The 13,461-nt window shown below is 71.1% G+C and carries 7 protein-coding genes; 6 read left to right on the top strand and 1 reads right to left on the bottom strand.

Translation table 11 applies throughout. From position 1 onward, the window contains the following. Positions 1 to 169 precede the first annotated feature (169 nt). Positions 170 to 4,195, bottom strand: coding sequence for a type VII secretion protein EccCa (gene eccCa / locus OHT51_RS04580; protein WP_328877576.1), 4,026 nt, complete (start codon positions 4,193 to 4,195; stop codon positions 170 to 172). A gap of 454 nt (positions 4,196 to 4,649) precedes the next feature. On the opposite strand from eccCa, the gene eccD reads away from it, so the two are divergent. The 6 genes from eccD to OHT51_RS04550 all read left to right on the top strand — a co-directional run bounded on the left by eccD (position 4,650) and on the right by OHT51_RS04550 (position 13,328). Next, complete coding sequence (eccD, locus tag OHT51_RS04575) at positions 4,650 to 6,056, top strand: type VII secretion integral membrane protein EccD (RefSeq protein ID WP_328877575.1); 1,407 nt, start codon at positions 4,650 to 4,652, stop codon at positions 6,054 to 6,056. Positions 6,057 to 6,099: 43 nt separating this feature from the next. Then, positions 6,100 to 7,665, top strand: coding sequence for a type VII secretion protein EccB (gene eccB / locus OHT51_RS04570; RefSeq protein WP_328877574.1), 1,566 nt, complete (start codon positions 6,100 to 6,102; stop codon positions 7,663 to 7,665). Positions 7,666 to 8,141: 476 nt separating this feature from the next. Further along, a complete protein-coding gene (locus OHT51_RS04565) occupies positions 8,142 to 8,477 on the top strand; it encodes a hypothetical protein (protein ID WP_328877573.1) in 336 nt (111 codons plus the stop codon). 91 nt (positions 8,478 to 8,568) lie between these two features. After that, complete coding sequence (locus tag OHT51_RS04560; protein ID WP_328420337.1) at positions 8,569 to 8,877, top strand: WXG100 family type VII secretion target; 309 nt, start codon at positions 8,569 to 8,571, stop codon at positions 8,875 to 8,877. 305 nt (positions 8,878 to 9,182) lie between these two features. Then, the gene (locus tag OHT51_RS04555; protein ID WP_328877572.1) at positions 9,183 to 9,653 is read left to right on the top strand and encodes a type VII secretion system-associated protein; all 471 of its coding nucleotides are present in this window, start codon (positions 9,183 to 9,185) and stop codon (positions 9,651 to 9,653) included. Between the two features lie 24 nt (positions 9,654 to 9,677). Beyond that, a complete protein-coding gene (locus OHT51_RS04550; RefSeq protein WP_328877571.1) occupies positions 9,678 to 13,328 on the top strand; it encodes an AAWKG family protein in 3,651 nt (1,216 codons plus the stop codon). Positions 13,329 to 13,461: the final 133 nt, after the last annotated feature.

Here is a 13,461-nt window from a genome sequence, read left to right as displayed (position 1 = left end):
GCCGGGAAGGGCAGCGCACGTGCGATGTTCGTTTCCTCTGCTGTTCTCGACCGGTGCCTCCGCGTCAGCCGTGCCCGGGATGGCGTCTGTCGGGGCCTTGACTGGGGCAACCCGCTCCCAACGACAGTGGGGCCACCTCAGGTGGCCCCACTACGTTCCGCACACGCCGTCAGCCCTCCTGCCCCCGCCCCTCCTCCACCAGTGCCGTCTGCATCAACCGTGCCTTGCGGCGGGCGATGTGCAGGGCTCGGCCCGGCGGGAGGTTGAGGGGCTTCGCGTTGCCGAAGAGGCGGCCTTCGGTGGGCGGGCAGGAGAGGAGGACGGCGGGGTTGTTCGCCTCGTCCATCCGGCGGATCAGGCCGTCGCTGAGGCCGCGGCCGGCGCCCATGGCGCTGCGGGCGACCACCAGGTGCAGACCCATCTCGAAGCCCAGGGTCAGATGCTCGAAGAGCGGCTCGAAGGGGCTCTGGAAGGAGTTGCCGGAGACCATGTCGTAGTCGTCGACCAGGATGAACAGCCGCGGCCCGGTCCACCAGTCGCACTGACGCATCCGGGCAGGGGCGATGTCCGCGCCGGGGACGCGGGTCTTCAGCGCGCGGGCCGCGCCGTCGACAGTCTCCTTGAGGTTGTCCAGGGAGATCACGTGCCCGATGCGGTACTCCGCCGGGATGGCGTCCACCAGGGTGCGGCGGTAGTCCACCGCGATGATCTTCGCCTCGCTCGGGGTGTACCGGGCGGTGATGCCGTCGGTGATACGGCGCAGCAGGTTGGTCTTGCCGCTCTCCGTGTCGCCGACCACGATCAGGTGCGGGGTGCGGCTGAAGTCGTGCCACACCGGCTCCAGGGCGTCCTGGTCGATGCCTAGCGGGAGGCGCAGGCCGCCGCCCTCGGTGGGCTGCGGCGCGGGGAGTTCGGCGAGCGGCAACCGGTGCGGCAGCATCCGCACCGGCGGTGCGGCCGGGCCCGGCCAGTGCTTGGCGACCTCGCCGACCAGGTGGGCGACGCCCTCGCCGAGGTCTTCGAGGGACCCGCTGCCGTCCAGGCGGGGCAGGCCGGCGAGGAAGTGCATCTTGCTGTCGGCGGTGATGCCGCGACCGCCGCTGCGCGGCACCGAGCGGGCCTTGCGGGTGTCGATCTCGGAGTCCATCGGGTCACCCATCCGCAACTCCAGGCGGGTGGCCGCCTGGTCGCGGACCTGTGCGGACAGCTCCACCCAGCGGGTGGTGGTGATGAGCAGGTGGATGCCGTAGTTCAGGCCACGGGCGGCGAGTTCGTTGAACTTCGGGACCAGGTCGTCGTAGTCCTGACGGACCGTCGACCAGCCGTCGACCACCATGAACACATCGCCGAACGGCTCGTCGGGGAACTCCCCGGCGGCCCGGCGACGGCGATAGGACTGCATGGAGTCGAGGGTGTGGTCCACGAAGAACTGCTCGCGGCGGGCGAGCAGCGTCATCACCTCGGCGACGGCCCTGTGCACCCGCTCCGGGTTGAGCCGCGCCGCGACCCCGCCGACGTGCGGGAGCGAGGCGAGCTGGGAGAGACCGCCACCGCCGAAGTCCAGGCAGTAGAACTGGATCTCGGCGGGAGTGTGCGTGAGGGCGAGGGCCGCGATCAGCGTACGGGCCAGGGTCGACTTGCCGCTCTGGGAGCCGCCCGCGATGGCGACATGGCCGCCGGCCCCGGCCAGGTCCACGACCAGCGGATCGCGGCGCTGGTCGAAGGGCTTGTCCACCAGGCCCACCGGCACCCGCAGCTTGCCGGTCCCGGCCCAGCCGGTGGCGGTGAGGCCGCGCTCGGGGTCGGCTGCGATGCCGGGCAGTAGGACGTCCAGCGGGGAGGGCTCGTCCAAAGGCGGCAGCCACACCTGGTGGGCGGCGGGACCCGCGTCGCGCAGCCGGTCGAGGGCCACGTCCAGCAGGGTCTCCTCGTCGCCGGTCTCCTCGATCTCCGGCTCCGGCTCGGACGCCGGCTCCAGCGTGCGCGGCACCACCCAGCCGCTGGTCCACGGCACCACCTGGCTGGCCACCCGGGCCTGCACCACGGCGCCGGTGCGGCGCCGGTACGTACCGGAGGAGTAGGCGGCGCGGAACCGGGTCAGGGCCTCCACGCCGGACTTCAGATACCCGCTGCCGGGCTGGGCGGGCAACTCGTAGGCGTCCGGCACGCCGAGCACGCCACGGCTCTCCATGGCGGAGAAGGTACGCAGGCCGATGCGGTACGAAAGGTGGCTCTCCAACTGGTGCATGCGGCCCTCGTCCAGGCGCTGCGAGGCCAGCAGCAGATGCACCCCGAGAGAGCGGCCGAGGCGGCCGATCATCACGAACAGGTCCATGAACTCCCGGTGCGCGGACAGTAGTTCGCTGAACTCGTCGACCACCACGAACAGGCTGGGCAGCGGGGTGAGGTCCGCCCCGGCGGCGCGGGCCCGCTCGTACTCCAGGGCGGAGGTGTAGTTGCCCGCGGCGCGCAACAGCTCCTGGCGGCGGATGAGTTCGCCGTGCAGGGCGTCCTGCATACGTTCCACCAGGGCGACTTCGTCGGCTAGGTTGGTGATGACGGCGGAGGTGTGCGGGAGTTCCTCCAGACCGAGGAAGGTCGCACCGCCCTTGAAGTCGACCAGGACGAAGTTGAGGGTCTCGGATGAGTTGGTCAGCGCGAGACCGAGGACGAGGGTGCGCAGCAGTTCGCTCTTGCCGGAGCCGGTCGCACCGATCAGCATGCCGTGCGGGCCCATGCCGCCTTGCGCGGACTCCTTGATGTCGAGGTCCACCGGACGGCCGTCCACGCCGACGGCGATCGGCACCCGCAGCCGGGCGGAGCCGGTGTGCCGGTCGAAGAGGACCTTCGGGTCGTGCCGGTGCAGATCGGGGATGCCGAGCAGGGTGGTCAGCTCGACGTCGGCGTCGAGCGGCTGTGCGATGTCCGTGCCCAGGCTCATCCGGCGGGCGGTGAGCAGCCGGGCCAGCGACTCGGCGCCGAGCGGGCCGAGCCGGTCCGGGCGGCCCAGCGCGACGGAGCGCTCCTTGCGGCTGCGGTCGGTACGCACCAGGCTCACCTGGTCCGGTCCGACGGTCAGCCGCAGCGTGTTGCGGCCGGGCCGCCAGCGCAGCGCCCCGGAGACGTCCAGGAGCATGGCGTTGCGGTAGCCGTGGCCCTCCCAGCGGTGCCCCTCGGGGACGGTGACGCCGTCCAGGACGACGACCGTGTAGGGCTCGTCGCGGCCGGGGCGGGCGTCCGGGTCGAAGCCGGGACGCTCGGCGAACTCGGCGCCGAGCAGATCGTCCAGCTCGGTGAGGTCGGCGGTGATCCGGCGGACCTGCCCGGCGCCGTCCTCCTCGTGCGGGTGCAGCGCGTGCGGCAGCCACTTGACCCACTCCCAGTCGGGCCGCCGCTCGTCACTGACGCACACCGCGAGCCACAGCTCCTCGGGCGCGTGAAACACCGCGAGCTGGCCGAGCATGGCACGCACCAGGGCACGTACCGCGTCGGCACCCGGATCGGCGCCCTCGGCCCGGCTCGCGCCGCTCTCCCCGTACGGTGCCGTGCCCGGCTCGGTCGTCTCCTCGCCGGGTGACTCCTCGGGGCGCAGCACGACCCGCGCCGAGGAGCGCAGGTAGAGGCCGAGGGGCTGCTCGGGGATGGTGGAGTAGGCGCGGATGAAGCGGCGCAGGGCGTGCGCGCAAAGCGGTTCGAGGTCCTCCACCGGGCGGGTGGAGACCGGGTTGAGGGTGAGGGCGAGCTGCTGTTCGCCGATCGCGAGCCGGACCTCGCCGAAGTCCTCGTCGGCCGGGCGGCGTTCCCACAGCCGTGAGGTGCGGGCCAGCGAACGCAGCGAGGAGGGCTCCGGGTGGCGCCAGGCGAGCGCCCGCTGCTGCTCCGTGATGGTGCCCCGGACCCGCTTGCGCATCTGCGCCAGGTAGCGGAGGTAGTCGCGGCGTTCGCCCTTCAGGCGCTGCTTGCGCTCGCTGGAGCGACGCATCAGCTGCCCCAGCAGCATCGCACCGGCGGAGAGCGCCATGACGCCCATCGCCAGATACATGAAGACGCCGTTGCCGCCGCCCGGACGCAGGAACATCAGCATCATCGACACCGACATCAGCGCCATCGGCAAATAGGTCCATATCGCCGAGGTGTCCGGCACCGTCTCAGCGAGAACCGGCGGCTCCTGGAGGGTCAATTGCCCGTCGGGCATCTCGGGTCCGCGCCTGCGGGCCGGCCGGCGAAACAGCACCACACTCAAGGAACGAAACCTCCGGTTTCACTGGCTTTCCGGCCCGCGCCGAATACCGGCACACCCGGTAGCGGGAAAGACCGCACCGCACCCATTCTGCGGGTCCCGGGCGGCGCGGTGAACGCCGGATGAATGGTGTGAGCTGAAAGCGGGGGACGGTCAACTCCCCCCGCACTCAACTGCATACCGGACAGGGAGTCCGGTCCGCAGCACGATCCGGCGGGCGCAGGCAGTAGTCTGCATTCACGTAACGCGACCTGTCCACGTGGGAGAGGTGGTTTCCGGGCGCACGGACACAATTCCCTTGTCCGACAGCCCGGTTCCCGGCCGCGCGGGCCTTACGTACTCTGCGCACGGCCCTCTCCCGAGGAAGTCCTTCTGCCAAAGCCCCCCACGGAAGACGAGAGTTCAGCTGATGACCGACAGTGCGGTGGCCGAACTGTGCCGCCTGACCGTACGTGCGCCGAGCGTCTCCGTCGATCTGGCCGTGCCCGCCGACGTGCCGGTCGCCGATCTGCTGCCGACGCTGCTGCGTTACGTCGGCGAGGAGGCCGAGGAGGCCGGACTCGACCACGCAGGCTGGGTGCTGCAGCGGCTCGGTGACGCCCCGCTCGACGAGGAGACCACCCTCGCGCGCGCCGGACTCGCCGACGGGAACGTGCTCTATCTGCGCCCGCACACCGAGGCGTTGCCCGAGGCAAGGCTCGACGACCTGGTCGACGGCATAGCCGACACCGCGGGCCGCAGGCTGCACACCTGGCACCCCGAGGCGGCCCGCGGACTGCTGGTGGGCACCACGGTGGCGACCGTGGTGGCCGCCCTGGTGCTGGTGTTCTGGCCAGGGGTGACCGGCTCCGGCTCGGTCAGGGCCGCCTGCGCCGCCGTCGCGGGGGTGCTGCTGCTCGCGGGCGCGGGCACCGCCAGCCGCGCCGTCGGCGAGCGTCTCTCCGCGACCGCACTCGGCCTGCTGGTCGCGCCCTGCCTGGCCCTGGCCGGCTGGGTACTGCCCGGCGGCGAGCTGACCGGCCCGGACGCGGCGCGGGTCGTGGGCGCGCGGCTGCTCGCCGCGGGCGCCGCGGGCGCGGGCGGCGCGGTTCTCGCGCTGGCCGCCACCGCGCTCGGCGCCCCGGCCCTGCTGGCCACCGCGGTCGTCTCGGTGGCCACCGCGATCGCCGGCGCCCTGATCGGGTACTCGGGCCTGGACGTGCCCGCCGCGGTGGCGCTGGTGGCCGCGGTGGTCGCTCTGGCGGCCGGGACGGTCGCACCGTTCGCCTTCAAGCTGGCCGGGATGCGGATGCCCGCCCTGCCCTCCTCCGCCAGCCAGCTCCAGGAGGGCATCGAGCCCTACGCGGGCGACGAGGTCGCCGAACGCACCGAGCTGGCCGGGCGCTGGGTCACCGCGCTCTTCGCCGCCACCGGCATCGTCGCCGCGGCCGCCCTCGTCGTCATCGCCCAACACCCGGACCTGCCCGAGGTGTTGACCGCGGTCACACTGAGCCTGCTGCTGCTCCTGCACTCCCGCGGCCTGGTGCACATCGGCCAGCGGCTGACCCTGGCCGTACCCGGCGTCTGGGGGCTGCTGCTGCTCGCCCGCGCCTGGGCGACGGACAGCGACGGCGACGGCCGCCTGGTGGTCTTCGCGGTGCTGCTCGGCGCCGCTGCCGCCCTGGTCATCGCCGCCTGGACGGTGCCCGGCCGACGGATGCTGCCGTACTGGGGCCGGGCGGCGGAGATCGCGCACACCGGCTTCGCCGTGGCACTGCTGCCGCTCAGCCTGTGGGTGGCCGGGCTCTTCGGCTGGCTGCGCGGCCTGTTCGGCTGAGCACACCCGCACTCCGGCAAGAGAACGAAGTCGAGGAGAGGCCGTGCAGTCCAAACGCGACCAGGTACACGCCCACAGTTTCATGATGGGCAGGCTCAGTTCGGGCCTGCTGATGGCCGACCCGGACGCCCCGGAGAGTCCGCTCGGGCGCACCACCCGCGGAGTGGTCTTCGGCGTCCTGGTCACCGTCCTGATCGGCGCAGGCGCCACCGTCTACGGCCTGCTGCGCCCCGGCGGGAACGACGCCTGGCGCGACGGTGACCACCTGGTGGTCAACCGCGACACCGGCGCCCGCTACCTGTGGACCGGCACCGACGGCGTACTGCACCCCGTGCGCAACTACGCCTCGGCGCGGCTCATCGGCGGGTCCGACCTGAAGACCGTGGACGTGGGCACCGCCTCGCTGCGGGACGTCCCGGTGGGCGCCCCGGCCGGCATCCCCGGCGCCCCCGACGCCGTGCCCGACCCCGGCCAACTCGACGACGGCGCCTGGCACATGTGCGTCACCGGGCCCGACGGGGCGCTGCCCGACACCTCGGGAGTCGTGGCGAACACCGGCGTGGACGAGCCGGGCGCCACCACCGTGGTCGCCGGGGCGCCCCTGGACTCCCGCGGCATCGGCGCCGACCGCGCGCTGCTGGTGCGCGGGCCGGACGACACCGAGTACCTGGTGTGGCGCGGCAGCAGACTGCCGCTGGACCACGCCTCCGACGCCCGCAACGCCCTCGGCTACGGCTCCGAGCGGCCGATGCCGGTCTCAGCGGCCTTCCTCGACGCGCTGGCCCCCGGCCCCGCCCTGAAGCCTCCCGCGGTACCGGGACGCGGTGCGCAGGGGCCCGTACTCGGCGGCGAAGCCAGCCGGATCGGCCAGCTGTTCAAGGTCAGCGTGCCCGGCGGCGGCAGCACCTACCACCTGCTGCGCAAGGACGGCCTGGTGCCGCTGACCCGGCTCGGCGCCGCCCTGGTGCTGGGCGACCCGGCCACCCAGAAGGACGCCTACCAGGGGCAGTCGCCCGAGGTGCGCACGGTCGGCGCGGACGCGCTGCGCGAGCACCGGGCCACCGACCCGGGCCCCTCCGCCTCCGCGGAGCTGCCGGACGCCCCGCCCCTTCCGCAGTCCGCGCCGCGCGGCACCGCGCTCTGTGCGCAGGTGGACGGCGACGACGGCGGCGCCCGGATCAGGTCGGTACTGGTCCCCCTGACCCGGCTCGCCCCGGTCGCGGTGCCGCAGGGCACCGCCGAGCCGCTGAAGCCGGCCTGTGTCCCGGTGGACGCCACGGTGGTACGGCCCGGACGCGGCGCCCTGGTCAGGGCCCTGCACGCCAGCGGCGCCGCACACGCCGGGACCACCTATCTGGTGGCGGAGAACGGCGTGAAGTACCGGGTCTCCGCCAAGAACGCGCTGGCCGCCCTCGGCTACGAGACCGGTGACATCGGCTCGGTCCCCGCCCCGCTGCTCGCGGCGCTCCCCACCGGCGCGGACCTCGACCCGGCCGCCGCGTCGGGCGCCGCGGAGCCCAAGGTCACGGCACCCGCGTGCGGTGCCGCCGGACAGCCGGAGCGCAGCGAGGCGAATACCGAGAAGGACAAGGCGGACACGGCGCGCTGATCACAGCAAGGAAGGCATACCGTGCCGAAGAAAAAGAAAAGGGCGGGGGTAACAGAGGTATTCAGCCAAACTCGGCGCCGAGGGTGTGAAGTTCTCGGAGTCATCGGGGGATCGGGTGCGGCGGAGAACCTCAAATTAAGCTCAGAGATTTAGACCCGCCGACACCCCTGAAATCCCGCGGAAGCGCTTTCGTTGCCGGATACGGTCCTCGCCGATGCCCGTTCACCTACTTCGCGTGCCCGCTTTCTGCCCGCATCGCGTCGCCCGTGGACGGGTTCACATCCGCTGCCCCGCTGGTCGGGTGCGCGTGTTCATATCGCCGAAACCTCCGCACAACTCCCTTGCCACGCAAGAATTCTGGGGTGAGCTGACCGATGCTCAAATCTTCCCTGCACGCGTTGCGCGCAACGCTCAGTTCTCTTTAGCCTCAGCGGGCAACGATGCGTCGAGACAAGCCTGAACGAAGGGAGCGCGACATGGCGGACAGTGCCGCGAGGAAAGCGGATTATGCCAAGGGCTTGGGGGGTGTCTCCTCCCTGGAGTCGGCACGGAGCCAGGTCGAGAAGATCCAGAACAACGTCGGCGAGATCGCCGCGCGTTCGGGTGTCGGCGGCGACGAGGGCCAGGCCCTGCTGAAGCTCTTCCGCAGCTGGAACGCCGAGGCGCAGAAGGTCGTCATCCAGATCAGCAAGATGGTCGACGCGCTCCAGGAGAACGTGACCTCCGCCAACCGCCTGGCGCAGGAGAACCAGGACCTGACCGAGGTCCTCAACAGCAAGACCAGCCAGGGCGTCTTCGAAGCGCTGCGCTGACCCGTCCCCGCAGCACCGGCCCCCGTAAGGCGAGGCCGGACCCCCCTGAGCTTCCCGGGCGCCGACGCCCGGCCGTCCGAGAGGAGACGTCATGGCCGACGGCATCATCGACGTGCAGTACCCCGCGGTCCGCAATGCCATCGAGGAACTGATGGCCCAGACCCAGCAGATCATCACGACCCTCAACAACCTGGAGGACGAGCTGAAGCCGCTCGTCACCTCCTGGGAGGGTTCGGACCAGGAGACGTACCGCCAGGTCCAGGCGGAGTGGGACCAGGCCACCAAGAACATGGCCATGCTCCTCGGCGACAACGGCGAGCTGATCCAGACCATCCACGACAACCACTCCCGCGACGAGCGCAGGAGCGCCGACAACTGGGGGAACGTGCGGGCCCGTTAAAGCCTAGCCGGAGTTCCCCCTCGTCCGTCCGCATGGAGGGCCCCGCGGCCGGCACACGTGACCCCAGGACGCCGAACCGCCCGTGTCCCGGTCCCGCACGGACGGTTCGGCGACGCGGGCGGGACCGCCGCCCGCGGATTCCCGGAAGCGGACGTGCCGGACGCCGGCGAGTGGACGGGAAACTCCGGACCGACCCGGTGTGCCCACCCGGCACACGGGCCCACCGGCCCGGCCGTCGCCCGTGCGCGGGGCGTCCGCCGGGCTCCCGTATCCCCGTCCGGCACCAAGCGGCAGGAGAGCGTCCCATGGCCGGTGAAAAGGCCGACGTCAAGCATTTCGACCTCAAGCAGATGGAGAACTTCCGGGACAACGAGGTGCAGCCGGTGTACACCGCCGCGAAGAAGCACAAGGAGGACGGCGACGGGTCCCACATCCGCCCGCTCGGCCATCTCATCGACGGCCACACCACACCGGAGAACCTCGCCCAGGACAAGCAACTCCTGCGCATCGGCAGGATGGTCACCGAACCCCTGGTCTCGGGACCGAAGCTGATCGAGGACATCCGCACCGCGGCCGGGGCCATCGACAAGCTGCTCGGTGACCAGATGGACCTCTTCAAGGAGCTGAAGGAGGCGCTCACCGACACGATCGACGAGGCCAACAAGACCAAGGACAAGAACCTCGACGCGATCGACGCGCAGACGCTGCTCCAGACCTTCGACGAGGTCGACACCCTGACCGCCGGCACCACCGGCGACCCGGACGACGAGTCCTGACCAACCGACCAGAAAGGGCGCCCGGTGGCCGATCGCTACGATCCCAACTCCGTCGCCAACCTCGACAAGTTCGACAATGCCGGCGACCCGTCGAGCGACACCTGGGCCACCCTGGTCACCCACATCACCGGCTATCCGGTGCCGGACCGCAACACCGTCTTCGACACGCTCCGCTCCGAACACGGCGGCAAGCTCTTCCGGATGGACATCAAGGAGCGCAGCCTCTCCCTGCTCGTCAAGGACTCCGGCTTCCTGACGAACAAGGGCGAGGACTACGACATCTGGTTCTTCGACAGCGGCAAGAAGCGGTCCATCATGCAGGCCCGGATCGTCTTCGAGGGCCGCGTGAAGGACGGCGAGGAGATCATCTTCGCCGGTCCGGGTTCGGACAACGTCCATGACGCGCAGGTCCGTGAGGGCAACGAGTTCACGGACTACAACAAGGACAAGATGAGCACCATCCCGCTCGCCCGGTACATGAACGGGCCGCGGGCGGCGCTCCTCGCCCTGCTGGGCGGCAACACCCAGGACGCCCGGTTCAGCAACCTGGGCGTGCCCGGGGCCGACGTGGTGGACCTGAACTCCTTCAACACCACAGGGGAGTCCTTCGACTTCGCGGCCAAGTTCTTCCGGGACCACGCGGTGGTGCTGAAGGACTGGGAGGACCGCTTCGGGCGGGACGACGCGAGCTGGAAGGGCGAGGCCGCGGAGGTCTTCCGCAGCTTGCTGAAGAAGATCCGCGAGAACTACGACAGTTACGTCGAGACCTTCGACTCCAACCCGGGCTCCGGCGACGAGACCGGCACCGGCAACACGGTGTACTCGCGCGCCCTGTCCCTGGGCCGGAAGTACCTGGTGGACTCCGCCAACAAACTGCTGGAGGCGTGGCTGGCCTGGGCCAAGTCCCCCTACTACGACCCGCACCAGGTGCTGCGCTACGTCCTGGACGACCTCGCCCAGTGGGTGGACGCGAACAACGTCGCCAAGACCGACATCAAGTCGTACACCTCCCGCTACACCACGACCGTCAGTCACAGCCCGCAGGGCGGCTTCTCCCAGGTGCACCCCGAATACGGCGACCTCACCGACATCGCGAACTGGGCGAAGGTCGGCGACAAGGCGGTGAAGATCTGGAGCCAGGGCGTCGACGAGTTCCTCGGCAAGCCCGCCGCCCAGGTGCAGTCGAACCTCAACAACCACTTCCTCGACCTGGGCGACGACTTCTCCGACAACGTGCCCAAGCCGAAGTCCACCAGCACGGCGGCGGAGGAGTACGAGGAGCGGAAGGCCGAGGAGCAGCAGGAGGAGATCAACCGGCAGAACGAGGAGAACCGCAAGTACCAGGACGAGCTGCGTGCGGAGCAGGAACGGCAGCGCGAGGAGGACCGCAAGTACCAGGAGGAACTCCGCGAGGAGCAGCGGCAGCAGCGGGAGGAGGACAAGAAGTACCAGGACGAGTTGCGCGAAGAACAGAACCAGCAGCGCGAGGAGGACAAGCGCCTCCAGGACGAGCTGCGCAACGAGCAGAACCAGCAGCGCGATGAGGACAAGAAGTACCAGGACGAGCTCCGCGAGGAGCAGCGGCGTGAGCAGGAGGAGGCCAAGCGGGAGGCCGAGGAGCAGACCAAGGCCATGCAGGAGAGCCTCGGCGGCATCAACGACCCGGGCGCCGTCACCGAGCAGAACCTCGGCAACATCGACGAACTGCTCAACCCGACCACGGTCACGGAGAGCCTGGGCAACCTCGGCGACGTGAACAACCCGGGCGGTGACCAGGAGGCTCTCACGAGCACCCCGCCGCCGGTCACCACGAATCTGGGCAACCTCGGGAACCTGAACAACGGACCGGGCGGGACGAACAACGCCGCCAACGACGCGATCACCGAGAACCTCGGCAGCCTCGGCGGCCTGAACACCGGCGGCGGCTCCCTCAAGACCCCGACCGGCGGCAACACCCAGCTCAACGACGGCAAGCTCACCACCGACTTCCCGGACGGCAGCAGCACCAGCTTCGACCCGGACAGCGGGACGCTCACCACGACCCATCCGGACGGCAGCGTCACCACGCAGAACCTGGGCGACGGCACCCGGGTGACCAACCCGGACGGCTCGGTCACCTCGCTCGGCGACGACGGCAAGCTGACGACGACGTTCCCCGACGGCACCACCCAGACCGTCGACCCGACGACCGGGCAGACCACCACGACCAACCCGGACGGCACGACCACCACGACCGACCTGGGCAGCCTCGACGGCCTCAACAGCGGCCTCGGCGGCGGCGACGGCGTGCTCGACACCCCGACCGGCGGCAGCACCCAGCTGACCAGCGGCGGCGACCTGACGACCGACTTCGCGGACGGCAGCCGTACCAGCTTCGACCCGGACAGCGGGACGCTCACCACCACGCACCCGGACGGCTCGACGACCACCACCGACCTGGGCAACGGTGCCGAGGTGACCAACCCGGACGGCTCGGTCACCTCGCTCGGCGACGACGGCAAGCTGACGACGACGTTCCCCGACGGCACCAAGCAGACCGTCGACCCGACGACCGGGCAGACCACCACCACCGACCCGGACGGCAGAACCACCACGGAGAACCTCGGCAGCCTGGGCAACCTCAACAGCCAGAACGGGCTCGGCGACCTGGGCGACCTCAACCCCGATCTGCCCACGGAGTCCATCGGCGACCTGGGCGACCTCGGGAACCTCAACACCGACCGGGCCGGCCTGGAGACCCCGACGGGCGGTCACACCGCACTTCAGGGCGACGACTTCGCCACAACCTTCGCGGACGGCAGCAAGGCCGTCTTCGACCCGGACACCGGGACGCTCACCACCACCGACGCGGACGGGTCCAGCACGACCACCGACCTCACCCACGGCGCGAAGGTGACCAACCCGGACGGCTCCACCACCGTTTTGGACAACGGCAAGCTGACCACCACGTTCCCGGACGGCAGCACCCAGGTCATCGACCCGGACACCGGCATCGCCACCGTCACCGACGCCAAGGGCAACACCGAGACGGTGAACCTGCACGACCTCAACTCGCAAGGCGGCCGCGGCGATTCGGGCGTACTCGACGACCTCGGCAGCCTCGGCGACCTCAACGGGACCAGTGGCGGAAACGGCAGCCGGGACGTGTCCCTCTCCGATCTGGGACTCGGCGGCGGCGTCGGCGCAGGCGCGTCCGGCGGCGGCCTGTCCGGGGCGGACTCCTTCTCCCCGGACGGCTCCGGCGGACTCGGTGCCGAGCCCCTCTCCGACGGTGCCGCCGCGAGCGAGGGCACCCCGCTCGCACCCGCCGCCACGGCCGGCACCCCCGGCGCGCCCGGCACACCCGGCAGCCCTGGGATGCCGATGGGCGGCGGCATGGGCGGCATGGGCGCCGGCGGGGACAAGGGCAACGGCGAGCGGGTGCGCGCCGTCCTGGTCGACGCGGCGGAGGAGAGCGAGCGCCGCAACCGCCGCCGACGCAGCCCGTGGAACCGCCAGGAGGACAGCGACACCTTCCTGGCGCCGGCCTCCCGGGTGGCGACCACCGGCGGCGACACCCCCGAGGAGGAGACGGAGCAGGGCCGCAGGGTCACCAGCTCCGCCGACTACCTGGAGGAGGACACGGACGTGTGGGGCACCGAGGACGGCGGCACCCCGGCCGTCATCGGGCGGTGAGCACCGCGCGGCCCCGCGCACGACCACCGCGCGGAGACGAATCCCACCAGGCCCCGGCTTCCGCGGCGAGGGCCTCACCAGGCAGGATCAGCAGGGCAGTTGATGAATCGGGCGACGCAGAAGGGCAGGAGCG

It is taken from the genome of Streptomyces sp. NBC_00299, assembly GCF_036173045.1.
Taxonomy (GTDB): domain Bacteria; phylum Actinomycetota; class Actinomycetes; order Streptomycetales; family Streptomycetaceae; genus Streptomyces; species Streptomyces machairae.
This window is presented reverse-complemented; position numbering and strand designations above follow the sequence as displayed.